This window comes from Streptomyces sp. MNU89 (assembly GCF_020982505.1).
Classification (GTDB): domain Bacteria; phylum Actinomycetota; class Actinomycetes; order Streptomycetales; family Streptomycetaceae; genus Streptomyces; species Streptomyces xinghaiensis.
Genome location: NZ_JAJKLL010000001.1, coordinates 958336 through 983058 on the forward strand (window position 1 = coordinate 958336; position 24723 = coordinate 983058).

Sequence of the window (24723 nt, forward strand, 5' to 3'; positions counted from 1 at the left end):
GGACCGCCTCTCCGCCGGTCAGCAGGCCGTCAACCGGTCCCATGCGAAGGTCCGGGCACTGGTCGAACCAGCCATCGCCACCCTCAAGTCCTGGCGGCTCCTACACAAACTCCGCTGCTCGACGACCCCGATCACAAGCCTCGTCCAAACTGTCCTCACCCTCCATCTGGCCAGCTCAGACTGAGGATGGAAAATGGCTCAGTGGTGCGGGCTGTCCCCGAACGCCGTCACCGTAAGGAAGCGGATGGGCAGTTCGACCAGCCGCTCGGGCCCGTGCGGGGCCTCGCCGTCGAACTGGAGGGCGTCGCCGGGGCGCAGGGTGTAGCTGGACTTGCCGTGGCCGTAGACCATGACACCTTCGAGCATGTAGAGGAGCTCGGTGCCGGCGTGCTGGAAGAGCGGGAAGACCTCGCTCTCCTCGGTGAGGGTGACCAGCAGGGCGTCCATGCGCTTGTGGGCGCCGCGGAGGGACCCGAGCTGGGCGTACTCGTGGCCGATCTTGGTGCCCCGCCGCACGATCCGCGCGCCGTGTCCGGCGGGCACGAAGACCGCCTCGCGTTCGTCGTCCATGCCGCGGAACAGGGCGGTGACCGGCACGTCGAGACCGCGTGCGAGCCGGGAGAGGGTGGTGAGGCTGCACGCGGTCTGGGCGTTCTCGATCTTCGACAGCATGGCCTTGGAGATGCCGACCCGCTGCGCCATCTCGCCGACCGAGAGCCCGGCCGCCTGCCGGTACTCACGGGCCCGGACCGCGATGATGCGCTCCAGGGCCTTGTCGTCGGCTGCCGCTGCGGGTTCGGGGTGCTCGGTCACCGGCGCATCCTATGCCGAGCGCCCCAGCCGGAATCGGGAGTGGGGCTCGGCGCGGCCGGTCGCGAGGTCGGCCGCCATCGCGCCAATGAGCGGGGCGAACTTCGCGCCTTGTCCGGAGCACGGGGAGACGACGACGAAGGGCCCGTGGCGGTCGAGGACGAAGTCCTCGTCGGCGGTGGTGGTGTAGAGGCAGGTCGCTTCCGCGGTCGGGTCGGGATCGAGGCCCGGGAGACGGTCGCGGACGAAGCCGCTCACCCGCGTCCGCGACGACGGATCGACGACCCCGCTGCGGGTGCGGGCGGTGGTGGGGGTGCCACGGTCGTGTTCGGCGACCTTGACCGTGGGCAGCGGGCCGCCGTCGCTTCCCGACGGCAGTCCGTAGAGATGCAGCGCCCCGTCCCAGATCAGCGTCGGCCACTGGACGGACGGATCCCGCTGCCGGAAGTGGAAGACCTGCTGCTGGGTCACCTCCAACGGCGGTAGCGGGACGGGCAGTTCGAGCTCGGGCAGCCAGGCGCCCGCGGCGATCACCACGGTGTCCGCGACGACCTCGCGTCCGTCGTCGGTGCGCAGGAGCACCCGCTCGCCGCCCTGGACCTCGATGCCTGTGACCCGCGCACCGATGATCGCCTGCGAACCGTGCTCGATCGCCCGCCGTACGCAGGCCGCGACGGTCTGGTCGGCGTCAACCACACCCGCGTCCGGGTGGTAGAGCACCGGGCCCGTGATGCGGATGTACGGCCAGCGCTCCGCGGCCTCCTCCGGGCCGAGGAGTTCATGAGGCACGCGGGCAGCGGCAAGAAGGTCGGCGATCGCCTTCGGGTCGCGGTTCTTGCCCATGTCGAGGCCACCGGTCCTGCGCAGCAAGGGAGTTGAGCTGTCGACCTCCAGTTCCCGCCACTGCTCGTACGCCTGCCCGGTCAGCCCTACGTAGAAGGGGTCGGCGTATGCCCGCCGGATGATCCGTGAGCTGCCGTGCGAGCTGCCGTGCTTGTGGCCGATGTTGTACGCCTCGATGAGCGTGACCTCGTGGCCGCGCCGGGCGAGTTGCCAGGCGGTGGCCGCGCCCATCAGTCCGGCACCTACGACGGCGATCACAGGCCCTCCCCGGGGATCCAGTTGGTGCCCGCGAGCGGGACGCGGGCCATGGCGGCGGACTCGATGGTAAGGGCAACCAGGTCCTCGGGCTCGAGATGCAGGAGGTGCGCCTTGCCGCAGGCGCGGGCGAGGGTCTGGGCCTCCATGGTCATCACGCGCAGGTAGTTCGCCAGCCGGCGGCCGGCCTCCTCCGGATCGAGGCGGGCGGACAGTTCCTCGTCCTGGGTGGAGATGCCGGCCGGGTCGCGGCCGTCCTGGTAGTCGTCGAAGTAGCCCGCCGCGGAGCCGAGTTCACGGTACTCGGCGTCGTACTTCGGGTGATTGTCGCCGAGCGCGATCAGCGCGGCCGTGCCGATGGCGACCGCGTCCGCGCCGAGCGCGAGGGCCTTGGCCATGTCGGCGCCGCCCCGGATACCGCCGGAGACGATCAGCTGGACCTCGCGGTGCACGCCCAACTCCTGCAGGGCGCCCACGGCTTGGGGCAGGGCGGCCAGGGTGGGGATGCCGACGTGTTCGATGAAGACGTCCTGGGTGGCTGCCGTGCCGCCCTGCATGCCGTCGACGACCACGACGTCCGCGCCCGCGTGCACGGCCAGCTTCACGTCGTAGTAGGTCCGGGTCGCGCCGACCTTCACATAGATCGGCTTCTCCCAGTCCGTGATCTCACGGAGTTCCAGGATCTTGATGGCGAGGTCGTCGGGACCGGTCCAGTCGGGGTGGCGGCAGGCACTGCGCTGGTCGATGCCTATGGGCAGCGTGCGCATCCCTGCGACCCGTTCTGTGATCTTCTGGCCGAGCAGCATGCCTCCGCCGCCGGGCTTGGCGCCCTGGCCGAGAACCACCTCGATGGCGTCGGCGGCACGCAGGTCATCGGGGGTCATGCCGTAACGGGACGGCAGGTACTGGTAGACGAGGTGCTTGGAGTGCCCGCGCTCCTCCGGCGTCATACCACCGTCGCCGGTGGTCGTGGACGTCCCGACCTCGCTGGCACCGCGTCCGAGAGCCTCCTTGGCCTGGGCGGACAGGGCACCGAAGCTCATGCCGGCGATGGTGACGGGAGTGGCAAGGCGCAGGGGATGCTTCGCATGCCGGGTGCCGAGGACCACGTCGGTGTCGCAGCGTTCGCGGTAACCCTCCAGCGGATAGCGGGACATGGAGGCGCCGAGCAGCAACAGGTCGTCGAAGTGCGGAAGCCTGCGTTTGGCCCCCCAACCGCGAATGTCATAGATACCGGTCTCGGCGGCACGCTGAATGGCGTGAATGGTGGCACGATCGAAGGTGGCCGACTCACGCAGGCCATGGGATGCGGGTTCCAAGGTTCAACTCCTTACAGAGCGGGGGTGTGGCGCCTCTTTTAGGGGCGCGGGGCTGTATGGATGTGCGGCTCCGCCGCGTGGGCGCGACCGCCACAACCGGCCCGCAGACAAATAACGTCCTCCCAGCGGAGCTAATACGAAGCGGTGTTGTCGACCTTGAAGTGATACAGCGCCCTCGCCGACCCGTACCGGCGGAACTCGGCAGGGCCCTCGTCCCGCTCTGCGGCCTTGAGCAACTCGACCAGCTCCGCGAAGTGTTCGGCCCGCATCTCCTTCTCGACACAGTCCGCGCCGAGGGACTTCACCGTGCCGCGGACGTAGATCCGGGCCTCGTACAACGAGTCCCCCAGCGCATCCCCTGCGTCACCACAGACCACCAACCGCCCGGCCTGCCCCATGAACGCACTCATATGACCGACGTTGCCGCCGACAACAATGTCCACGCCCTTCATGGAAATACCGCACCGCGCAGACGCATCCCCGTCGATGACCAGAAGCCCCCCGTGGGCGGTGGCCCCGGCCGACTGGGACGCATTACCACGCACGCGCACCGTGCCGGACATCATGTTCTCGGCGACTCCGGTGCTGGCGTTGCCGTGGACGGTGACCGTGGCGCGCTGGTTCATGCCGGCGCAGTAATAACCGACGTGCCCCTCGATGTCGACGGCGAGATCCTCCCGGATGCCGCAGGCCACGGCGTGTGCGCCACGGGGGTTGAGGATCCGCCAGGCGGTCGCGCCCTGGTCGTGCAGAGCCTGGTTGAGCTCCCGCACCGGGGTCTCGGCCAGGTCGATCAGCGTCGCCATACGTACACCTCTTCCGGCTCGGGTTCGAAGATGCGGGCGTTTCCGATGCCCGGCAGGACGTCCAGCGCCCGGTACTCGGAGGCCATCGCCACCCACGCGTCGGTCTCGGCGACCAGCGCCGGCTTGCAGGCGATGGCGTCGCGGACGACGGCGAAGGAGTCGCTGGTGGACACCAGCAGCGTGTAGAAGCCGTCGAACCGCTCACACAGCAGCCGCAGCGCCTTCTCCAGGTCGGCGCCCTGTTCCAGCTGGTGGGCGACGAAGCGCGCGCCGACCTCGGAGTCGTTCTCGCTGTCGAACTCCACACCCTGGGCGCGCAGTTCGCGGCGGATGGTGGCGTGGTTGGCGAAGGACCCGTTGTGCACGAGGCACTGCCCGGGGCCGACGGAGAAGGGGTGGGCGCCTTCGGGGGTGACGGCGGACTCGGTGGCCATGCGGGTGTGGCCGACGCCCTGCCGGCCGGTGACGGTCGGCAGCCCGAAGCCCTCGGCCAACTCCGCCGGATTTCCGGTCCCCTTGAGTACGGCCATGTCGGTGCCGGAGCCGATGACGGTGGCGTGCGGCAGCGCATCCGCGACGACCGCGAGCAGGCCGGTGATCGACACTTCCGCGTGCACGACCGTGGTGGCGTCGGCCCCGATGGCCACCGCACCGGGCAGCGCCGCCTCGGCTTCGGCCGGCGTGACGCCGAGCAGCGAGACGACGGCGCGCCCCTTTGGCGACAGCCGCGGATCACCGTAGACCGCGACACCTGCCGAGTCGGGGCCGCGCTCGACGACCTGCCCCAGCATCGCGGTCAGCAGCTCGCCGAGTCGTGGTTCGAGTGCGGGCTCACGCAGATGGAGCCCCACGATTCCGCACATCTCAAGTCCCTTCAGAAGGCGATCGGATGATGGTCAGAAGGCGGTCAGATAGCGGTCCAGCTCCCAGGGGCCGACCGTGGCGTGCCAGTCGAAGAACTCCTCGCGCTTGAGGTCCGCGAAGTACCGGCTCACCCCGGCGCCCACCGCGTCAAGCGCGCCGCTGATCACGTCGTCGGCCTGCAGCGCCTCCACGGCGTGCAGCAGGGTGGGCGGGAGTTCCGGGCCCTTGCCGGCCGCGCCGGGCTCGCCCGGGTCGAGGCCGCGCTCGATGCCGTCGAGGCCTGCGGCGAGGGCGGCGGCAGCGGCGAGGTAGGGGTTGGCGGCGCCGTCTCCGCCGCGCAGCTCGATGCGGTTGCCGTCGGGGACACGGACGAAGTGGGTACGGTCGTTGCCGCCGTAGCCCGCCAGGCGCGGCGACCAGGTGGCGCCGGAGCGGGTGGAGACCGCACCCGTGCGCTTGTAGGAGTTGACCGTCGGCGCGATGACGGCCTGCAGCCCCCGCGCATGCTCGACGATCCCGGCGACGAAGGAGTAGGCGAGCGGGGACAGGCCCAGTCCTCGCCCGTCCGTGGCGTCGGGGAAGGTGGGATCCCCTCCCCGCCACAGCGACATGTGCAGGTGCATGCCGGTGCCGGTGCGGTCGGTGAACGGCTTCGGCATGAACGTGGCGGTCATGCCGCGCTGCTCGGCCAGCACGGAGACCAGATACCTCATGGTGATGACCCGGTCGGCGGTGGTGAGGGCGTCGGCGTGCTTGAAGTTCTGCTCGAACTGGCCGTTTCCGTCCTCGTGGTCGTTGGCGTAGTTGCCCCAGCCGAGGGAGTTCATGGCACTGGAGACGGCGGTGAGGTGGTCGTACATGCGGGTCAGCCCGCGGGCGTCGTAACAGGGCTGGGCAGCGGTGTCCTTGGTGTCGGCGACGCGGAGCACGCCGTGCTCGTCCCGGTTGACGAGGAAGTACTCGACCTCGGCACCCACCGACAGGGACAGCCCCTGCGCCGCCGCCCGCTCCAGCAGCCTGCGCAGGATGACGCGCGGTGCGTACAGCCAGGGTTCGCCCTCCACGTACGGGTCGCAGTGGACGAGGGCGAGGCCGGGCTTGATGAACGGGACGGGTGTGTACGACGAGACGTCCGGCCGGGCGATGACGTCGGGGTCGCTGGGCTGCTGGCCGAGCGCGCCCGCCGCGTACCCGGCGAACCCGACGCCCTCGTCGCGGAGTTCCTCGACGGCCTGGGCCGGGACGAGCTTGGCGCACGGCTTGCCGGTCAGGTCGACGAAGACGGCCAGCACGAACTCGATGCCGTCGGCGCGGACCAGCTCGGCGAGATCGGGGTTGTCCGCTTCGGGGTCGGTCGTCATGGGGCCCTCCCTGCTCGATACCGGATGTCCACTGTGGTGAATCGTTGTTGCATATGAGTAGACACGCTTGACGTTGCAGGGAGATTTCCGCCGTGGAAGGTCCCCGTAAGCCAGTGGCAGGTCCGTGCAGACCGAAGGGCCGGGCCCCGCCCCCGAGGAGGCGGAACCCGGCCCTGATGCACCGTCTTTCTTATGGCTCTGCCTTCGTTCTTGACCGATACGAGCACGACGAGCCGTTTCCGGTCGTCAGCAGCCGCCATGAGCAGGTGGTGCAGCAGTATGGAGTTCACCACGGGATGCGTCTCGAACAGCTTGCGGTCCGGCTTCTGGAGGCCCAGGCAGGTCACGTCGCTGTTCAGGATCCTCAACAGGGGACCGAAGGCCTTCTGCGCGAGCCACACGGGAAGCTTCGGCCCGCCGTCGGCAGGGGTGTCCGCCGCACGGCCCAAGACGTGCCTGGGAATGAACCCGTAAACGCGGCACATGCTGATCACCACGTGGCCCGCGGTCCGGGTGGCGTCGCACGCGATGTCACAGCCGGAGGCGCCCGCCCCCACCACCAGTACTCGCCTGCCCCGGAACTCATCCGCGCTCCGGTAGTCGACGCTGTGCCTGATCTCTCCGGTGAAGTCGCCCGGAACATCAGGGATGTCGGGGTAGCACTGCGACCCGGGACACACCACGACCTGGCCGTGGACGGTCTCCTGCCCGTCAGCCCAGGTAACCGTCCAGGTGCCGTCAGCGTTCTTCTCCACGCCACGGACCTCGACACCGGACTCGATCCGGTCCGTCAGCCCGTACGTTTCGGCGAAGGACGTCAGGTACGACAGGATGCCGCGGTGCGAGGGACAGTCCGCGCAGTGGTCCGGCATCGGACAGCCGCCGAAGGCCGTGAGGGTCCTGCTGGAGTTGAAGTAGGCCGACTCGTACATCGGTTGCCGGGATCGTCCATGCCCCAGAGCCCTCCCAGCCGGGCGTGCCGCTCAAGGTGCATGTACGGCAGGTCCCGCTCCGCCAGCGCCCTCGCGACCGCCGGCCCCGCGGGTCCCGCCCTGATGACGCACGTGTCATGCCGGGTTTCACTCATTGTTCGACCTCCTTCTCCCTCACGCCTCAGAGGCGTTCGCCCGCACTCCTCGCAGGCGTTGCCGGGAACCTACGCACCCGGCGTCGGGCAGGAAATGACCTGTGCGGCCACAGAGGGGACCGCAGCGGGCGGCCGTCGCAGTCGACCCAATCGATATGATCGATCGACTGGATCAATGGACTAAGTCGGTATGATGTCCTCATGGCACATGTTTCCGCGGCTGAACGCCGCCCTCAGCTGATCAAGGCGGCGATCGACCTGATGACCCGGGAGGGCATCGCCGCCGGAAGCACCCGCGCCATCGCCGCCGAGCTCGGCGTGGCCCAGGCGACGGTGCACTACACCTTCGGCACCAAGGAAGATCTGTACAAGGCCGTCATGGAACAGCTCACCGAGGAGCTGGTCGCCCAGGTCGAGCGGGCCGCGCCTGCGGACGCGGGCTTCGAGGAGACGGTCGCCGCACTGGCCGCCGCACTGTGGCGCACGGTGCACGAGACACCGGCGAGCCACCAGTTGCTCACCGAACTGGCCATGTTCGCGCTGCGGACACCGCACCTGCGCGAGGCTCTGGAGAGCCACCACCGCGAGGTCACGAAGGTGACGACGAAGCTGGTGGCGGAGGCCGCCGACCGCACCGGCCATGCCCTTGCCCATCCGGCGGAGGCCATCGCCCGGTTCTTCCTCGCCGGCTTCGACGGGCTCACGATGCAGCACCTCTCCCTGCCCGACCAGGAAGCCGAACTGACCGGCCTGCAGGTGTTGGTCTCCACCATCGTGGCCCTGGCCGACGGCCGACTGGACCTGGTGGCCGTACCCACCGCCTAATGGGACTTGCCGGGTCGGCGAGACTCGGTGCCGTAGCCGCCAGCAGGTGAGCACTTTCGCTGCCTGAAGCATGTGACTTCCGGAGTCAGACCGTGCCCCTGCTGGTCGGCCGGGAGGCCAGACCGTTGATGGGGTGGCGTGCCCGCCGTGCAGTGGGGCGTGAGCACTGGATCCATTAGGCCGCGTGCCGCGCCTTCCGCAGGCTGCAAGGAGCGAAGGACCTGACCAAGAGGACGAGTTGCTGCTGATCGGCGATGTCTGGGCCGAAGACCATCACGATGTCGAGGTCCAGGACGAGGCAGGCCGGAAACTGGCCGTGGCGAGGCTGCTTGAGGGCGTGGAGGGGATCGCGAAGCTGCACGAGCCGTCACGAAGCACGGCGGTGAGCACCCGGACGCCGCTGCGGTGGTGGTCGGGACCGAGACCGACCGCGGCTCCTGGGTGCAGGCCCTGATCGCCTCCGGCTACCGGGTCGCGGAGGTCACCGGCGCCCGGGTGCTCGCCGAGTTCGGAGACGATCCCCCCGCTACGCCGATGCGAAGGCCCGCAAGAACTACGCCGGCACCAGTCCCATCACCCGGGCCTCCGGCAAGAGCCACACCGTCCAGGCCCGCTACGTCCGCGACAACCGCCTCGCCGACGCGTTGCAGACCCAGGCGTTCTCCGCCCTGCGGGCCTCACCCGGCGCCCGCCGCTACTACGCCAAGCAACGCACCCGCGAGATCGGCTACAACCCCGCTCTCCGCCAGCTCGGCAACCGCCTCGTCGGCATCCTCCACGGATGCTCAAAACCCGCACTCTCTACGACGAAGCAACTGCCTGGTCGCATCACGCCCACCCCCTTGCCGCTTGACACCAAACGACATGGGGTGTCTGACCCGACCACCGCCCTCGATCGAGGCCGCCGCCGTCACCCGACGCCGGCCGGCCTCGGCGCGTCCCCGGCACAAACACATGCACAAGGACGAGGCCCCAGCCAGGCGGTGTCAACCGCTCGGGCCGGGGCCTCGTCCTCTCGGGTGCGGGGTCGGTTCAGGAGACCGGACGGGCCTCCCTCCGCTCCTCCAGTGTGGTCCCGCGTCCAGGTCGGGCAGGACGCGGTCCGGCCGGCCCCAACCACCACTGCCCTCTGCCGCGGTGAGCGGCAGCCCGGCCACCGACCCGAAGAACCTCGACGGCCGGAGCACCGGCCTGTACCGGTGAGGAACGGATGCCGACGCGCGCGTCCCGGCGCCCCCGCCCGTCAGGCCATGGGCGCCTTCCGCAGTTGCGGTTCATCGGACGCCGCCGCGCTGGCGACCGTCATCCTCAGCAGGGGCAGTGAGGCGACGAATGTGCCCAGCGCGAGGACAACACCGAGGACGCCTGCTCCCGCCCCGTCAAGCACGGCGCCGACAGCGAGCGGCCCGAGGCCGGTGCCCAGCGCGCCCGCCCCGCTGAGGGACGCCACCAGGCGGCCGGTCGGGTCGATGACCGCGGCGGCGGCCAGCATCTGCACCAGCACCGCGAGTTGGCAGGCCTGCCAGACGACGGCCGCGACGATGAACAGCACGGGGTCGTGGGTGGTGATCAGCACGGCCATCGCGAGGGCCTGTACCCCGACGAAGGCGGCCATCGACCGCATACGCCCGAGTCGCCGCGCGGCGAGCGGGCCGACCACAGCTCCGGCGAGCGCCACCACACTCGAGATGGCGAGGACGGCGGACACGGCCGTGTGCGACATACCGGTGTGCTGGCGGCCCAGGACCGAGGCGTACGACCACGCGCCCTGGGTGACGGCCCACAGCAGCGCCGTGCCGCACAGCAGGAGCAGCGCGGGGCGCGTCCCGACCTCCCCGTCCTTGCCGACCGCCCCGGCCTTGCCTCCCTCGTCCGCGGGACCCGCGCCCGTCCCGGCAGGACCGTCCGGAAGCCCGCGCACCAGCGGCCAGGCGAGCACACAGCACACCGTCATGAGCAGGAAGCCGGTGCCCTCGCCCAGGTCGTGGTTGGCCGCGGGCACCGCCATGATCAGCAGCGCTGTCACGCAGACCGTGCCGGAGATGGTGACCGCGGATGCCTTGTCGGCGTCGTCGGTGGCGGCGAGTGAGGCGGTGGCAGCGGCGTAGACCGCTCCCAGCCCCGCGCCGATGACCAGGTTCGCCACCATCAGGTTGACGATGTCGGTCGCCGCGGTGGCGCCCAGGAAGCCGAGCCCGGCGAGCAGCAGGCCGAGTCGGGTCATCCGTACACGTCCTGGTCGGGCGGCCCGCTTGGCCAGCAGCAGGGTGCCGACCGCGGTCGCCATCAGCTGAGTCGCGGCCACCAGCCCTGCGCTGGAGTCCGATAGAGAGAAACGGGACGCGAAGTCGTCGACGAAGACGGGCATCACGTTCGCTCCGCCGCTGCCCAGAGTCACTCCGGCGATGAGCGCCACCACCACGCCGAAGGTCAGGACGGAGGCCTTCTGCGCCTTCACCGGCACCCCCGCTGTGAGAAGGGCTGCGAGAAGGAGGGGACGGGCACGGGGCCTCGGCGGGCCGCCGAGCATGCAACAAGCATGAAAACCTCACCAGTTGGGGCGGAATTCTTCGGAATGCGTTGCCGGACACGCGGGCCACGGGTGCGTCGGGGCACCCGTGGCCAGGCGAGAAGGAACGGCGGGTTCAGCCGGGTTCAGCCGGCCCAGACGTCCTCGACGTAGAGGCCGGACTCGGCGAGAGCGGCCAGCCACTTGGTGGCCTCCTCGTCACCCGCGCCCGTGTACGTGCGGTACATCGCCATGAACGCCTCCCGCACCGCGGGGGCCATGCGGCGGCCGTCTCCGCAGACGTAGACGTGTGCGCCGGCCTCTATCGCGGCCCAGACCTCGTCGCTCTCCCGCGCGATGCGGTCCTGGACGAAGAGGGCGCCGTTCTCCGGTGCGTGGGCGAAGGTCGGACGCATGCTGACGGCTCCGGCGGCCTCGGCGGCCTCGAACTCCTCGCGGTGCAGGTAGTCGACGTCGGGGTGGTCGCAGCCGAAGTAGCACAGCAGCGTTCCGGTGGACCCGGCGTGGTGGCGGTCGAGAACGGCGCCACGGAAAGGCGCGAGGCCGGTGCCCGCGCTGACCAGGATGACCGGTACGGACGGGTCCTCGGGCAGGCGGAAGTCCTCACTGCACGGAAGCACCCTGGCCTGGACGGTGTCACCTGCCGTCACGTTCTGGAGATAGTGCGAGGCGATGCCGTGGAACGTGCCCTCGCCGGCGCGGTGGGGCGCGGCGAGCAGCGACACCATCAGGTCGGCCTCGCCGGGCGTCGCGTCGGCGGACGAGGAGATCGAGTAGTGGCGCGGGCGCAGCACCGGCAGCAGTTCCAGGAAGCGTTCGAACGGCAGTTCGCAGGCGCGGTAGCGCTCCAGCAGGTCCAGGACGCTGTGTCCGGCCGCTGTCACCTTTTCGCGGAAGGTGTCGGGGTCGGCCCCGGCGAGTTCGGCCAGGGGGCGGCGCTCGGGCGGGCAGGCCGTGTGCTCGGCGAGCACGGCGATCTGCTCCTGGGTGGCGGCGTCCTGCAGTTCGACGAAGTCGGTCAGCAGGCGGCGCAGGGTCAGCGGGCGGTCGACGGGAAGGGCGCCCCGGCTGCGGCGGCGGGCACGCAGCCGTACGGTGCGGTCCAGGTCGAGGGCGAACCGGTCGGCGACCCTGCGGACGAGTTCGTCAGGGTTGCTCGGGAGTACGGCCAGGTGGTCGCCGGTGCGGTAGGTGACACCGTCGGGCAGCCGCAGCCGCAGGAAGCGCTTGGAGCGGCCCAACTCGTGGTCCATGTCGACCAGTTCGTACGCGTCGAGCACTTCCATGGGCTGTACGCCGTGCCGTGCCGCGAGTCCGCCGATGACGGAGTCGGTCGCGTCCTCAAGCTCGTACAGCCCCGTTTCCTGCTCGGCGGCGTCCGGCTCCGCCTCGCGCGCCGTCGCCGGGGCCCCGTACCGTTCGAGCAGGGTGGTCCACAGGTCGTCCGTCCACCGGTCCACCGTGCCGGCGAAGTCCCCGGAGGCGTCCGCGGCGCCGCGTCCCAGCAGTGCGGTGGCGCCGGCCGCGGTCAGCTTCTCGTCGATGAGGGTGGGGACGCGCTGGTAGGTGGCGGCCCAGTTGCGGTCGCCGACGCCGAGTACGGCGTACTGGAGACCGTCGAGCGAGCCGGGCGCGAGCCCTTCGACCCACTGGACGAACTCGGCGGCGTCGTCGGTGGGCCGGCCGTTGTAGGAGGCGGCGACGATCACCACCGGGCCGGCGTCGGCGGTCAGCTTGCCGACGGCGTCGTCAAGGGGCGCGATGGACGGGAGGAAGCCGCGCTCGTCGCCGTCCGCCAGGAGATCGCGGGCGATGCCCGCGCAGGTACCCAGGTTGGAGCCGTGCAGCAGGGTCAGCGCCGTGCCGCTCACGCGCCGCACGGTGGGCCGGTCCTGGCTGGCGGTCGCGCTGCTCGCCGCGACGGCGGGCAGGCGGCGCTCGCCGGCGGTGCGCCGGGCCAGGTTGAGGGTGAACTCGTCGGGCTTGATGGTGAGCGTCTGCTTGATCTTCAGCTGGTAGTTGGTGTGGTCGATCAGGCGGTAGCGGTGGATCACCAGTGCGAGGACCAGCGTCGCCTCGTGCAGCGCGAACTGGCGTCCGATGCAGGCGCGTTCGCCGTTGCCAAAGGGCTTGAACAGGTGGACCGGGCGGGCCTCCTCCTGCTCGGGCAGGAACCGGTCGGGGTCGAACAATTCGACGTTGTCGCCCCAGGCGGGGTCCCGGTGCAGCGTCGGGATGAGGATCTGGATCGACTCGCCCTTGCACACGGCGTACTTCCCGCCGATGACCGTGTCCTCAAGCGGCTCCACCGCGTACGCGGGCGCCGTGGGCCACAGCCGCAGGCCCTCGTTGAGCACCTGGCGGATGTACGTCAGCTTGCCGATGTCCCCGTAATCGGGGTCCGGGGCGTCCTCGTCGCCCCACAGCGCGTCCACCTCGGCCTGGGCGCGGGCCAGCACCTCGGGGTGCTTGGCGAGGTAGTAGAGCGCGAAGGACAGAGCCCCGCTGGTGGTCTCGTGGCCGGCGATGAGGAACGTGATCGCCTGATTGCGGATGTTGACGTCGTCCAGGGGGTCGCCCCCCGTGTCGCGGGTGTTCAGCATCCGCCCGAGCAGGTCGTCGGTGCTCTGGTCGCCGGACGCCCGGCGCTGCCGGATCACATCGTCGACCAGGTCCTTCATGAGGGTGACGTCGCCGCGGAACCGCTCCGTCTGCTTCCGCTTGAACACCTCCAGGCCGGGGATGGACTCGCCCTTGGCCTGGGCGAAGTCGAGCGCCCGCGCCAGGGAGGTGACGAAGGGGTGGTTCTCCTCCCCTCGGCCGAACGACTCGAAGTCGTAGCCGAAGCCGCACAGGCCGATCGTGTCGAAGGTCAGCCGCGTCATGTCGGCGGCGACGTCCACGGGCTCCGTCCCGGCCGCCTGGTCCCACTTGCCCACCAGGTCCCGGGCCACCTTGAGCATCGTCGCGTGGTAGCCGCGCATCGCGCCGAGTGAGAACGCCGGCATCAGGATGTCGTGCGCCTTCTGCCAGTTGGGCTCGTGATTGAAGGCGGTGAACAGGCCGTCTCCGCCGATCGCCCGGAGAATCACCAGGTCGGGGTGCACGTTCTTCTGGAACCGGCTCTCGTCCGCCAGCTCGGTGACGAGGTCCAGACCGGAAGCGATGTGGATGTCGCTGCCGAAGATTCGGATCTTGAACAGCGGCCCCAGCTCCTTGGCCTCGTTCATCACGTAGAGCAGCCCGTCGGCGCCACCGGGGATATTCAGCGCATGGCCGACCAGGGGCAGAGCGGGGCGCATGGGGATCGGCTCGGTTCCCCGCAGGGTCACATCGGTCATGAGCATGCCTTTCGTTCGCACACCGGCTGTCGTGGCTGTCGCTTGCCGCAACCATACACACGACCTTGTCGAGTGACAATGTCGATTGATTGTGTTGACCGACATGATCGACCGACGGAACCAGAACGGGGGTTGAGGCGTCAGGGGCGATGGCGAACGGCGGCCGACCGGCACTTGACGGCAGGGCTCGACATGTTTAAATGACATTGTCGAGCGACAAGGTCAATCGATCAAAACGATCGAACCAGCCCAGCGGAATCGAGGTTCCCCACATGAGCGTTCCGACCACCATGCTCGCCGGACGGCTTCACCTGGACAGCAATACGTTCGCCGTCGAAGAGGTCCCGGTACCGGTCCCCGGACCGGGCGAGGTCCTCGTCGAGGTCCGGGCCGCCGGAGTATGCCTGTCCGACGTCCATCTGATCGACGGCAGCCTCAGCCCGTCTTTCCCCGTCGACGCGGTAGCGAATTCCCGTGCCGTCACCCTCGGCCACGAGGTCGCGGGCGTCGTCCACACCCTCGGCCCGGATCTGAACGGCCACTGGACACCGGGCAGGCGGGTCGTGCTCCAAGCCGGACAGGCGTGCGGCGGCTGCGTCGGCTGCCTGCGTCGCGCATCGTGCCTGCGGCCGCTGACACGCGGCGTGGACTACGACGGCGGATGGGCCCAGTACGCGCTGGCCCGTGAGGACACCCTGGCCCCGATCCCGGACGACCTGCCCTTCGACCAGGCTTCGATCATCCCCGACGCGGTCTCCACCCCGTACGCGGCCATCGTCGAGACGGGCGCGGTTCGCCCCGCGCAGTCGGTCGGCATCTGGGGTGCCGGCGGTCTGGGAGCACACGGCATCCGGCTCGCCCGCATGGTCGGCGCGGCCCCGATCATCGCCGTCGATCCGATCCTCGCCGCCCGCGAGCGCGCCTTGGTCTTCGGCGCCGACTTCGCGCTCGACCCGACCGCGGACGACTTCGCGGCGGCGCTGGCCGAGGCCACGGGCGGGCGGGGCATCGAGGTCGCGTTCGACTTCGCCGGCGTGGGTGCGGCCCGCGCGCAGGCCACCGCCGTACTGGCGCCCGGCGGGGTCCTGGTGCTGGCCGGGCTCACCCCGGAACCGATCGTCGTCAGGGACAGCACGGAGTTCAGTTACCTGGGTCACCAGATCCGCGGCCACTACGGTTCCGGCCCCGAGCACGTGGAACAGCTCATCAGCCTGACGTCCGCCGGGCGCATCGACCTGGCGCCTTCCATCACCGCCCATGTCCCGCTGGCGGAGGCGGCGGACGCGGTCGCTCGGCTGGAGAAGAAGATCGGCGATCCGATCAGGTTCGTACTCACCCCCTGAGGGACCGAGCGCCCGCACCCCCCGAGCCCCACAGAACGCCCGGAGCCCCTCCGACGGCAACCCACTGCCACGGAGGGGCTCCGGGCGTTCCGTGTTCCGCCCGGTCCACCTTCCCCGCGACGTCGCGGGGCCCCACGCTCCCTCAGACGGTTCCGGCGGACGGCCCGCCCTCCGCGGGTGGACCGGTGTGGCCAGGAGTCGGGCGGTGAGCACCAGGCGCTGCTCGAGGCCCGCTCCGGCGGCCCGACAGGGCTGGATGAGAGCAGGCCGTACGGGCTCAGGCTTGCGTCGCGACGGAGCTCATCCGGCGCCGGATGGCCGTATGGCCGGTGCTGTACGTCTGACAGGCGGCGAATGCTCCTGGGCAGGCGGCACGATGCGGCGCGAGGAGTGGATGGCCTCGTGCGGGCCGCAGGGCTTGGCGGTACCAGGCCCGTACGGGAGCCGGAGGTGGGGGACGCGCCATGTGCCGTACGACCTACCACCGAGACCGGGCCCGGTCGGCGTGCTGTCGATCCGGCGGGCTCGGGAGCAGGGCGAGGTCGTCGTTGATGGCCCTGGGTGCTATTGCGCTACCTCCTCGGCCCGCGCCCGTGGAGCAGGCCGATCACCCAGGTGAACAGCCTGTCGGTCTTCTCGGTGCGGTCGAAGGTGGTCAGTGCGAGCAACGGCCTGAACCTCTGCCGGGCGATCGCCTTGGCGAAGGTGAACTCCTTCAGGCCGTCGGGCCCGTGGATGCGGCCGAAGCCGGATTCGCCGACGCCGCCGAAGGGCAGGCCCGGTATGCCGGCGAAGCTGATCACGCCGTTGACCGACGACATGCCCGAGCGGATCCGCTCGGCGATCGCCATGCCGTGGCGCTTGCTGAAGACCGTGTTTCCGAGACCGTAGGCGGTCGCGTTGGTCAGTTCGACGGCCTCGTCCATGTCCCGCACCTTCGCGACGGTCACCGTCGGTCCGAAGGTCTCCTCCCGCACCGCCAGGGAGTTCTCCGGCACATCGACCAGGATGGTCGGCTGTACATAGCGCTCGCCCACGGCGTCAAGGCCGCCGACCAGCGCGCGACCGCCCTTGTCGAGGGCGTCCCGCACGTGCCGGCAGATGACGTCCAGCTGGCTCGGCATGGTGATCGGCCCGATCTCGGCGCCGGAGCCCGCGTACAGACCGGCGGCCTTGGCCGTGAGCGCGTCGACGAACTCGTCGTACACCTGCTCGTGTACGTAGACCCGCTCGACGCCGATGCACGTCTGCCCGGCGTTGCTGCACGCGCCCCAGAGCGCAGCGTCGGCCGCGGCGGGGACGTCGGTGTCGGCGTCGACGATCAGGGAGTCCTTGCCCCCGGCCTCGATGACCACCGGTGTGAGTGTCTCGGCGCACGCGGCCATCACCTTCTTGCCGGTGGCCGTCGATCCGGTGAAGGCGATCTTGTCGGCCCCGGCGTGGCACAGTGCGGCGCCGGTGGCGCCGAGGCCGGTGACGACCTTGAGGACCGGACGGCCCACGGCCTCCTCGAATCGCTCGGCGAGCCACACGCCCACACCCGGGGTGTACTCGCTGGGCTTGAAGACCACGGCGTTGCCGGCCGCCAGTGCGTAGGAGATCGACCCGAGCGGTGTGAAGACCGGGTAGTTCCACGGCCCGATCACGCCGATCACTCCCAGCGGTTTGTAGGCCACCGACGCGGACTGGTTGAACATCAGCAGGCCCGCGGACACCGTGCGCCGACCGAGCACCTTCCTCGCGTGTCCGGCGGCCCACGCGATGTGTTCGATCGCGAGCCCTGCTTCGAGCGTCGCGTCGCCGAGCGGTTTGCCGGTCTCGCGGTGCACGGTTTCGATGAGCTCGGGCAGTCGCCGGACCATCGTGGCCTTCCACGCCGTCAGGTGCCGCCCGCGCTCCGTGAAGCTGAGGCCGGCCCACCACGCGGCCTCGGTGCGGGCGAGGTCGACGGCCGCGCGTACCTCCTCGTCGGTGTGCACCGGGTGGGTACCGACGACCTCGTCGGTGGCGGGGTCGAGCGAGTCGAACGTGGCGGCGGTGGCTCCGCGCCGGCTGACGGCTGCTTGGCTGGTAGGACTCACGAAATCCCTTTCGCTTCGACGTGGCATGGCTCAGAGGGCGGGTCGTTACGGTGCTTTGTGGGCGCCCGCGGGCCTTGTGGCGCTGGCGCCCGGAGGTTGGGTCAGGGCCGGTATCCGCTGGCTGTGGCACGGCGCCATACGTCTTCGAGCTGCTCGCTCGTCAGCGTTGCCGGCTCTCCGAGTTGGGCTGCCCGCAGGTACAGGCGTGCGAGCCATTCGACCGATTCGGCGTTGTGGACCGCCTCGGCCAAGGTGGCGCCACTGGCGACCGCGCCGTGGTTGCGCATGAGCGCGGCCCTCCGGTCGAGCATCGCGAGGCGCACGTTGTCGGCGAGCTCCTGGCTGCCGAAGGTCGCGTAGGGCGCCACGCGGATCGGGCCTCCGAGCAGGAGGATGGAGTAGTGGACGCTCGGCAGCTCGTCGCGCACCAGGCCGACGGCGGTGGCCCACGGCGCGTGCGTGTGCACGATCGCCTGGGCGTCGGTTGTGCGGTAGATCCCCAGGTGGAGGGGGGTTTCCGAGGAAGGTGAGGTCGCGCCCGCGTCGAGGACCTCGCCGTCGAGTGTGACGCGGGCGATGTCGCCGGGTTCCAGCGTCTGGTAGCTCACTCCGGACGGCGTCACGAGTACCTGGTCGCCGACGCGGACGCTGAGGTTTCCCGATGTGCCGGTGACGAGCCCGGTGTCGTGGAGGTGCCGGCTGGCGTCGACGAGAGCTTGCCGGGTCTTCAGTTCGTTCGTGTCGTCCACTGTGTATTCACCGCTTCCGTTCCTGTGCCGTTGCCTCATGTCGTCGCAACGGGTGATGGCTTTTCGGGTTTGTTCGGGCGGCTCAGTGCGTCAGGGCGCCGGCCGTCACGTTGCGGACCACGAGGGGGAGCTGGCGTGCGAGTTTCCCGCCGAGCAACACGGCGTAGAGGCGGTGCAGGGGGCCGTCGAGGACGACGCCGTGGGTGGCGCGCATGCCCTCGCCGAAGGGCTCCATGTCGTGGGTGATGGTCAGGGTGGCCAGTGGCAGCCGGATGACGAAGTCCATGGCGCGTTCGTGTTCGACGCGGGTGAACTCGATCTTCTGGGCGGGGGCGCCGTGGTCCTTGACGAGTCCGGTGGTTCCGACGGTGAGGGGGCCGTCGATCTGGGCCCATGCGACGCCGGGGTCGTCGAGCTGCCACAGGGCGGCGGTCGTCCAGCGCTTCCACAGCTGGGCGGCGGTGGCGGTGGTCAGCTGGCTGTGGTGGGTGCTCCAGGTCATCGGCGTGCCTTCTCGTCGTGTGTGGTGGTGAGTTCGATGGCGGTCTCGCGGGCGGCGCGTTCGCCGGCTGCGACGGCGCCGTCCATGAATCCGGCCCAGCGTCGCGCGGTCTCGGTGCCGGCCCAGTGGATGGGGCCGACCGGCTCCGCCAGCCGGGCGTGCAACGAGGCGACCGATCCGGGGCCCGGTGCCGCCGTGGGGCCGCCGCCGAGCCATTCCTCCTCGCCCCATCGCTGGTCGGTGTAGCCGCGGGGTTCCAGGGCGCGTTCACCGAAGAGGTCCCCGAGCGCCGAGAGCGCGCGCAGCCGCCGTTCGTCGGCGTCCACCTCGTCCCACTCGCGTGCGTAGTCGCCTCCGATGAAGCCGAGGATGACACCGCGGGAGGCGTCGGGAGGGCTGGCGTCGAAGGTGATGAAGATGGGGCCCTCGTCGGAGATCGTCGTGCCGCTGAGGCCCTGTTCGCGCCAGAACGGTGTGTCGTAGACGGCGTAGATCTTGGACAGGATGCCGGGCGACCAGCGCTGTGAGAGGCGCCGGTGCGCGGCGGGGAGTTCGGGGACGAACCGGATCCGGCGTCGCAGGGCCGGCGGAACCGCGACGATGACGCGCCGCGCGGTGGTGGGGCCGTCGTCGGTGTGGACGGTCACGGCGTCGTCGCTCCAGTCGATCCGCAGGACCGGCGACCCCAGGCGGACGGTGTCCGCGCCCAGTCCTTCGGCGACGCGGACCGCGACCTCGTGCGAGCCCTCGACGAAGTGCTGCTCCTGGGCGCCGTCGCGGGTGTCGAGCATCGAGTCGAGCCCGCCAGCCTGGGCGATGTAGTGCAGCACGTGCAGCAGCGAGATCTCCGAGGGTTCGCAGCCCCACGAGGTCTTGCACACCACCGCCATCAGGTCCTTGGTGGCCTGGCCGGCGTGCTTGGCGGTGAGCCAGCCGCCGAGCGTCTGGGCGTCGAGGCCCGCCGCGTCGGGGGCGTCCAACGGGCGGCCGACGGGAATCCTGCGGCTCATCCGCTCCAGGGCGGAACGGATACGGGCGAGGTCCAGCAACGAGGTCGCGCCGATCGGGGGGACGGCCCCGCGGTACCGCTTGCGGTCCTTGCGCCACATCAGCAGGTTGTCCCCGGCCTCGTGCGTGAGGTAGCGGCCCACGCCGACCTCGTCGGCGAGGGAGTTGATGTGGTCGTGGTCGGGACCGACGAAGGTGCCTCCGAGGTCGACACGCGCACCGGCGACGGTGGCGGAGTCGACCCGGCCGCCGACTCTGTCGAGCGCCTCGAACACCTTCACGCGCAGTCCGTACCGCTGCAGGCTGCGGGCCGCGGCGAGGCCGGAAAGCCCGGCTCCCACCACCACGACATCGAAATCGACGCTGTCGGTCATGCTGGTTCTCCTTCGGGAAGAGGCTTGGGGGAAACGGAGAGACGGGTCGGGAGCCGGCGGGCGAGGGGCAGTACGAGCAGGAGCGCGAGCGCCGGTGCCACGAACCCGAGCCGGAGGCCGGCACCCGTGCCGAGCAGGCCCGGGACGACGGCTCCGGTGACGGCGCCGGCATAGTTGAAGATGTTGACGCGGGCGATGACCTCGTCGCTGCGGGCGGGCAGCAACTGACCGGCGGCCTCGAAGGCGATCGGCACCAGGACGCCGGTGGCGATTCCGGCGACCGCGAATCCTGCGACCGCCGCCGCGGCGCCCGGGCCGGCGACGACGAGGGCGCACCCGATCGTTCCGAGGGCGAGGGCGCCCACACCGACGCCACGTCGGCCCCAGCGCAGCACGGCCGGGTCGGTCACGAGCCGGGCGAGCAGGACCATTGCCAGGTAGGCCGCATAGCCGACCGGGGCGACGGCATCGGAGGTCTTCAACCCGTCGGAGAGATAGACGGTGCTCCAGGTCGAGACCGCCGCGTCCAGCACGTAGGCGACGAGGACGAGCGACCCGACAGTCCAGATCGCCGCTCGTGGAAGCGGGGTGCGCCGGCGGCCGGGCGAGGTGGTGTCCGCCGGGCGGGCCGGAGGCTGCGGCACGAGCCAGATCCGGCCGGTGAGCGCCACGGTGAGCTGCAGCAGAGAAGCGCCCCCGACCAGGGTCAGCGCCGAGACGCCGCCGGTGGCCAGAGCCGCGCTGAGGAGCGCTCCGATGATGCCGCCGGCGGTGAAGGCCGAGTACAGGCGGCCCATCATGGGCACCCCGGTGCGGTTCTGCAGGGCGACGCCCTGCATGTTGTTGCCCGCGTCGACCGTGCCCAGGCCCAAACCGTAGACGGCGACCGCGCCCAGGTAGACGACTCGGTCGGGGGCGAGGCTCATCCCGGCAAGGGCGGCGGACTGCAGCAGAAATCCGAGGCACAGCGCACTTCGGCTCCCGCGGCGCGCAGCGACCGCATCCGCCAACCCCGACCCGAACACCGCGGCGACGCAGACCCCGAGCAGACTCGCGGAGAGGACGGTGTCGCTGAAGTCCATGCGGTCCTTGGCCGCGGGAAGCGCGGTGACGACCGCGGCGTAGCCGAGGCCCTGGGCGGCGTATGCCGCGCAGACCATCAGCGTCGTCGCGGTCGGTCTCCGATGGCGGCTCATCGCGTGGCCAGACAGTCGGCGCTCGCGGCGAACGCGCGGACGTCGTCGAGCGTGTAGGTGCCGGCGTCCGTCCCGAGGCCGCCGACCACCTGTGCCGACGTCGCGCAGCCGAACTCGGCCGCCTCCCGCAGCCCGAGCCCGAGCGACCGGGCGCGCAGGAAGCCCGCGCTGAACGCGTCGCCGCACCCGGTGGTGTCGACGACCTCCACCGCGTACGCCGGGACCTCCACCACCTCGTCCGCGGTCACCACCACGGCACCGTGGGCACCGTGGGTCACCGCCACGCACCCGGCGCCGGCGCTCACGAGCGCGCGGGCGCCGGTGACCAGGTCGTCGGCGCCGGTGAAGCCCAGCACCTGCTCGTGGTTGGGCAGCAGGTAGTCGGTGTGGGGCAGCGCGGCGGCGATCCACTCCAGGATGCCCGGGTCGCCGGGGGCGAGGATGTCGACCGAGGTCGTCGCACCGCCCGCGCGGGCCCGGGCCAGCAGCGAGGCGGCGGCGTCGCCGCCCAGGAACTCCGGACCGCCGAGGTGCAGATGCGTCAGGTCACGCAGCTGTTCGTCGGAGACGTCGGCAACGGTGAACGCCGCGTTCGCCCCGATGCAGTGCCAGGCCGGGCGGTCGCCGTTGGGGCGGACGGGCAGCACGGAGGCCGATGTCTGGTGGCCCGCCTTGCGTACCAGGCCGGAGGTGTCCACGCCTTCGCGGACCAGGAGCGCCAGGAGAGTGTCCGCGAGGACGTCTTCCCCGATCGCTCCGATGCTGCGGACATCGGCTCCCAGTCGCGCCGCCACCAGCGCTGTCCCGCCGGCGGTACCCGCGGCGGTGGCGCGGATGGTCTCGACCACCTGACCGTTGTTGTGCTCGGGGATCGACTCGATCCCGATCACCAGATGGTCGAGCACGTGCACGCCCACGCACGCCAGCTTCATCACGTCACTCATCGTGTGTTTCTCCTCCGCCTTGCTCCGGCTCCCGGCTCGTGGTGCGATGTCCATCGCTGCGCGGCGGCCGGTTGCCTGGCCGCGACCACGAACGGTTGAGTGACGGTAGGAAGCGCCGTTTTGAATCTGGGCGCGGCGTGCCGCTTGTGGCAACATTTCCCCCCGTCGTGGCGCGAACGCGCACCCTCTTCGCCTCGGGCGGAGGGAGATTGCGGCGGCAGGATGTCGAGGAGGCGGACTGTGGAGAAACCCAAGCCGAACCAGGCCACGATTCCTCCGGTGATCCTGAACGGGTTGCTCGAACTGGCCGACCACGACCGAATCGAGACGGCCAGGTGGTTCGCGGGCACGGGCCTGGACCGTGCCCGGCTGGAGCAGTCCCGGACGCTGGTCTCCTACCGGCAGGCAATCACCGTGATACGCCGCGCCCTGAAAGAACTGCCCGCCGGACCGATCGGCCTCATGATCGGAAGCCGCGATCCACTCCTCACCTGGGGAACGCTCGGCACCGCCGTGCGGTCCGCATCGACGGGCGCCGAGGCCCGCAAGGTCGCCACCCAGTTCCACCAAGGGGCGGGCACGATGCTGGACTACATCGTGTCCCGCACGGACCAGGGAAACGTGGTCGAACTCCTGCCCCGCACCCACGAGCCGGACCTGCTGGTCTTCCTCAGCGAGGAGGCCTTCGCCGGGATCGTGGTCCTCACCCGGCTCATGTTCGGCCCGTCATCCGGCCCGCTGGCCGCGGACCTGTCCTACCCGCCGCCACCGTGGGCTGCGGCGTACACCCGACTGTGGCGCTGTCCGGTCACCTTCGACTGCGAACACACGACTCTCACGATGCCCAGTGCCCTCGAAGAGCGGCGCGTTCCCACGGCGAACGCCACACAGCTCGAGGCCGCTCTGCACGCGACGCGCGCGATCTTGGAGTCCGACCCGGTCGACGACCTCGTCGCAGCCGTCGAAGGCACACTTCGCCAAGACCTCCGCTCCCGAAGAACGGCGACGCAGGTCGCAGACGCGCTCGGCATGAGTCCCCGCACCCTTCATCGTCACCTCGCCAGAGCCGGGTACAGCTTTGGCACGATTCAGGACCGGGTACGGCGGCAGCAGGCCGACGTACTGCTGACGCAGACACGCAGGTCGATCACCGCCATCGCAGCCGAACTCGGCTACAGCGACCCGCGTGAGTTCCGCCGCGCCTACAAACGATGGACCGACACCACGCCCACCCAAGCGCGACAAAGCGTGCGGCTCTTTTGAAGTGAAGGTCGTGGATCAGGCGGTCCGTCTGCAACCGTCCTGGTCGGGGCTGGGACAGCAGCGCTGGAGTTGGTCGAGGTGGCCGGTGGTTCAGCGGTGGCAGCCGGTGAGCAGTCTCTTCCGCCCCCCTGCGGGCGTGGGGCGGCGCGCAGAAGGAGCTGCCGGGGAGGGGGCTGCCATGTCGGGTTCGGGGGCAGGCCGGCACTGCGACGACGGCCTCAACAAATGCGTAGAAGTACGAGACCGAGAGCGGTCCGCGTCGCCGCGTCACGCCGCGCGCTGGGTGGTTCTCCGCTATGTGGTGCTGACAAGTGTTTCCCTCGGGCGTTGGCGGTCGGACCGGCTGAAGGGGGTCTCCACCACGCCGCCGCCAAGTCGGCGACGTACATCCGAGGGGGCCCGCCGGGGTGGCTCGGCTTTGCGTGCCACCCCGGCCTGGAAGTGCCTCGCACCCGGCCTGGATGCATGACGGATGCGGTGGCACAGTCGGGTCGGCCGAAGAAGCAATCCGCTCCTCGGTACCGGACGGCGCGGTGCTGCTCCGGCGGGCGGCTCAGGGCCTGCGGGCTGCGATCCCTGAGCCCGGCTCGTCCATCCCCAGGGCGGCCGGGCACTGGCAGCCGACGCAGGCGGGCCGGTCAGCGACCGTGCGATGGCGATCGAGCCACCGCCGTGGAGGAGAACGCTGCCGAGCACCCGGCGTCGTAGCGTACAGGGCGGTGTCGGCCTACCGCCCGTCCGGCAGGGCGTTGAACGCCAGCAGGCCGAACACTCGCCAGGCCAGCGGCAGCCGTCGGAAGCTGCCCAGTTGGTCGAACTCGGTGAAGCCACCGAGCAGGTAGGCGTATGCGGTCAGATACGGGCGCGCGGTTCCCTCGGCCCATCCCGGGGCGTTCGCGGTGAACTGCCTGGCGCTGGTGCCGATCAGAGCGAGCCAGTCCTCGGCCGACCAGGCCCAGACCGTTCGGCGGCGTGCAGCACAGCGCAGGAGAATCAGGGCGATGGCGTCGTCGACGCCACGGCGGTAGCTGCCGTCGTCCGGGCACCACAGCGATGCGCGCACGTCGTCGAGCGGGCGAAGCAGCCGCCGAACGGTCTAACTGCGGGGCCTGCGGATCGTGACCGCCAGGGTAGCGGCGCAGGTCCGTTCCCAGGGACACAAGCGCCTCCCGTTCGTCGCCGGTGAGTTCGGGGCGCCGGTCGTAGCGGTCCGGCTCAACCG

At 70.5% G+C, this 24723-nt stretch carries 19 protein-coding genes and 3 pseudogenes; 5 read left to right on the top strand and 17 right to left on the bottom strand.

What is annotated here, in order from left to right; translation table 11 throughout:
* Position 1: 1 nt before the first annotated feature.
* A pseudogene (locus E4N63_RS04165) lies at positions 2-184 on the top strand (transposase family protein); the annotation flags it as partial.
* Between the two features lie 14 nt (positions 185-198).
* Here the strand turns inward: E4N63_RS04165 and E4N63_RS04170 are convergent.
* The 7 genes and pseudogenes from E4N63_RS04170 to E4N63_RS04200 all read right to left on the bottom strand — a co-directional run.
* On the bottom strand, positions 199-813 hold the full coding sequence (locus E4N63_RS04170; protein ID WP_125621518.1) for an XRE family transcriptional regulator: 615 nt from the start codon (positions 811-813) through the stop codon (positions 199-201).
* A 9-nt stretch (positions 814-822) separates the two neighbouring features.
* Complete coding sequence (locus E4N63_RS04175; protein ID WP_230239922.1) at positions 823-1911, bottom strand: FAD-dependent oxidoreductase; 1089 nt, start codon at positions 1909-1911, stop codon at positions 823-825.
* Positions 1908-3227 (bottom strand): FMN-binding glutamate synthase family protein, encoded by a 1320-nt coding sequence (locus tag E4N63_RS04180; RefSeq protein WP_125621522.1) that lies wholly within the window; start codon positions 3225-3227, stop codon positions 1908-1910. Before E4N63_RS04180 ends, E4N63_RS04175 begins: the two co-directional genes overlap by 4 nt.
* Before the next feature lie 131 nt (positions 3228-3358).
* Positions 3359-4033 (bottom strand): glutamate synthase, encoded by a 675-nt coding sequence (locus E4N63_RS04185; protein ID WP_125621524.1) that lies wholly within the window; start codon positions 4031-4033, stop codon positions 3359-3361.
* Positions 4021-4896 carry a glutamine amidotransferase family protein gene (locus E4N63_RS04190; protein ID WP_125621526.1) on the bottom strand — a complete coding sequence of 292 codons (876 nt, stop codon included), beginning with the start codon at positions 4894-4896 and terminating at the stop codon, positions 4021-4023. The genes E4N63_RS04185 and E4N63_RS04190 overlap by 13 nt, the downstream gene beginning before the upstream one ends.
* A 33-nt stretch (positions 4897-4929) precedes the next feature.
* Entirely contained in the window at positions 4930-6258 is a 1329-nt protein-coding gene (gene glnT / locus E4N63_RS04195; RefSeq protein WP_125621528.1) for a type III glutamate--ammonia ligase, read from the bottom strand.
* A gap of 263 nt (positions 6259-6521) precedes the next feature.
* Positions 6522-7345: pseudogene (locus E4N63_RS04200) on the bottom strand (flavin-containing monooxygenase); the annotation flags it as partial.
* A 201-nt stretch (positions 7346-7546) separates the two neighbouring features.
* Here E4N63_RS04200 and E4N63_RS04205 point away from each other — a divergent pair.
* Positions 7547-8170, top strand: coding sequence for a TetR/AcrR family transcriptional regulator (locus E4N63_RS04205; RefSeq protein WP_125621530.1), 624 nt, complete (start codon positions 7547-7549; stop codon positions 8168-8170).
* Positions 8171-8345: 175 nt separating this feature from the next.
* Here E4N63_RS04205 and E4N63_RS04210 read toward each other — a convergent pair whose 3' ends face one another.
* On the bottom strand, positions 8346-8531 hold the full coding sequence (locus E4N63_RS04210) for a hypothetical protein (RefSeq protein ID WP_185831051.1): 186 nt from the start codon (positions 8529-8531) through the stop codon (positions 8346-8348).
* Between the two features lie 119 nt (positions 8532-8650).
* On the opposite strand from E4N63_RS04210, the pseudogene E4N63_RS04215 reads away from it, so the two are divergent.
* Positions 8651-9023: pseudogene (locus E4N63_RS04215) on the top strand (transposase); the annotation flags it as partial.
* Positions 9024-9413: 390 nt separating this feature from the next.
* Here E4N63_RS04215 and E4N63_RS04220 read toward each other — a convergent pair.
* Together E4N63_RS04220 and E4N63_RS04225 are read right to left on the bottom strand one after the other, a co-directional pair.
* The gene (locus tag E4N63_RS04220) at positions 9414-10628 is read right to left on the bottom strand and encodes an MFS transporter (RefSeq protein WP_125621532.1); all 1215 of its coding nucleotides are present in this window, start codon (positions 10626-10628) and stop codon (positions 9414-9416) included.
* Between the two features lie 197 nt (positions 10629-10825).
* Positions 10826-14041: a bifunctional cytochrome P450/NADPH--P450 reductase gene (locus E4N63_RS04225; protein ID WP_125621533.1), complete on the bottom strand. Its 3216-nt coding sequence runs from the start codon at positions 14039-14041 to the stop codon at positions 10826-10828.
* A 272-nt stretch (positions 14042-14313) separates the two neighbouring features.
* On the opposite strand from E4N63_RS04225, the gene E4N63_RS04230 reads away from it, so the two are divergent.
* Positions 14314-15384 (top strand): zinc-binding dehydrogenase, encoded by a 1071-nt coding sequence (locus E4N63_RS04230; protein WP_125621535.1) that lies wholly within the window; start codon positions 14314-14316, stop codon positions 15382-15384.
* A 572-nt stretch (positions 15385-15956) separates the two neighbouring features.
* On the opposite strand, the gene E4N63_RS04235 is transcribed toward E4N63_RS04230, so the two are convergent.
* The 6 genes from E4N63_RS04235 to E4N63_RS04260 all read right to left on the bottom strand — a co-directional run bounded on the left by E4N63_RS04235 (position 15957) and on the right by E4N63_RS04260 (position 22238).
* Positions 15957-17465: an aldehyde dehydrogenase family protein gene (locus tag E4N63_RS04235; protein ID WP_228430314.1), complete on the bottom strand. Its 1509-nt coding sequence runs from the start codon at positions 17463-17465 to the stop codon at positions 15957-15959.
* A gap of 101 nt (positions 17466-17566) precedes the next feature.
* On the bottom strand, positions 17567-18214 hold the full coding sequence (locus E4N63_RS04240; protein WP_228430313.1) for a class II aldolase/adducin family protein: 648 nt from the start codon (positions 18212-18214) through the stop codon (positions 17567-17569).
* 82 nt (positions 18215-18296) lie between these two features.
* Complete coding sequence (locus tag E4N63_RS04245) at positions 18297-18716, bottom strand: hypothetical protein (RefSeq protein ID WP_125621541.1); 420 nt, start codon at positions 18714-18716, stop codon at positions 18297-18299.
* Positions 18713-20098, bottom strand: a complete 1386-nt coding sequence (locus E4N63_RS04250) for a flavin monoamine oxidase family protein (RefSeq protein ID WP_230239923.1) — start codon at positions 20096-20098, stop codon at positions 18713-18715. The genes E4N63_RS04245 and E4N63_RS04250 overlap by 4 nt, the downstream gene beginning before the upstream one ends.
* On the bottom strand, positions 20095-21294 hold the full coding sequence (locus E4N63_RS04255; RefSeq protein WP_125621545.1) for an MFS transporter: 1200 nt from the start codon (positions 21292-21294) through the stop codon (positions 20095-20097). The genes E4N63_RS04250 and E4N63_RS04255 overlap by 4 nt, the downstream gene beginning before the upstream one ends.
* Positions 21291-22238: a carbohydrate kinase family protein gene (locus tag E4N63_RS04260; protein ID WP_230239924.1), complete on the bottom strand. Its 948-nt coding sequence runs from the start codon at positions 22236-22238 to the stop codon at positions 21291-21293. Before E4N63_RS04260 ends, E4N63_RS04255 begins: the two co-directional genes overlap by 4 nt.
* Positions 22239-22478: 240 nt before the next feature.
* On the opposite strand from E4N63_RS04260, the gene E4N63_RS04265 reads away from it, so the two are divergent.
* Positions 22479-23501 (top strand): AraC family transcriptional regulator, encoded by a 1023-nt coding sequence (locus E4N63_RS04265; protein WP_185831052.1) that lies wholly within the window; start codon positions 22479-22481, stop codon positions 23499-23501.
* A 727-nt stretch (positions 23502-24228) separates the two neighbouring features.
* On the opposite strand, the gene E4N63_RS04270 is transcribed toward E4N63_RS04265, so the two are convergent.
* Complete coding sequence (locus E4N63_RS04270; protein WP_230239925.1) at positions 24229-24564, bottom strand: hypothetical protein; 336 nt, start codon at positions 24562-24564, stop codon at positions 24229-24231.
* Between the last annotated feature and the right edge of the window lie 159 nt (positions 24565-24723).

What these genes read in the sequence shown, in the direction of transcription:
- E4N63_RS04185 (WP_125621524.1), bottom strand. Translation starts at nt 4,033, where the DNA reads ATGGCGACGCTGATCGACCTGGCCGAGACCCCGGTGCGGGAGCTCAAC.
- E4N63_RS04190 (WP_125621526.1), bottom strand. Translation starts at nt 4,896, where the DNA reads ATGTGCGGAATCGTGGGGCTCCATCTGCGTGAGCCCGCACTCGAACCA.
- glnT (WP_125621528.1), bottom strand. Translation starts at nt 6,258, where the DNA reads ATGACGACCGACCCCGAAGCGGACAACCCCGATCTCGCCGAGCTGGTC.
- E4N63_RS04205 (WP_125621530.1), top strand. Translation starts at nt 7,547, where the DNA reads ATGGCACATGTTTCCGCGGCTGAACGCCGCCCTCAGCTGATCAAGGCG.
- E4N63_RS04225 (WP_125621533.1), bottom strand. Translation starts at nt 14,041, where the DNA reads ATGACCGATGTGACCCTGCGGGGAACCGAGCCGATCCCCATGCGCCCC.
- E4N63_RS04230 (WP_125621535.1), top strand. Translation starts at nt 14,314, where the DNA reads ATGAGCGTTCCGACCACCATGCTCGCCGGACGGCTTCACCTGGACAGC.
- E4N63_RS04245 (WP_125621541.1), bottom strand. Translation starts at nt 18,716, where the DNA reads ATGACCTGGAGCACCCACCACAGCCAGCTGACCACCGCCACCGCCGCC.
- E4N63_RS04250 (WP_230239923.1), bottom strand. Translation starts at nt 20,098, where the DNA reads ATGACCGACAGCGTCGATTTCGATGTCGTGGTGGTGGGAGCCGGGCTT.
- E4N63_RS04255 (WP_125621545.1), bottom strand. Translation starts at nt 21,294, where the DNA reads ATGAGCCGCCATCGGAGACCGACCGCGACGACGCTGATGGTCTGCGCG.
- E4N63_RS04260 (WP_230239924.1), bottom strand. Translation starts at nt 22,238, where the DNA reads ATGAGTGACGTGATGAAGCTGGCGTGCGTGGGCGTGCACGTGCTCGAC.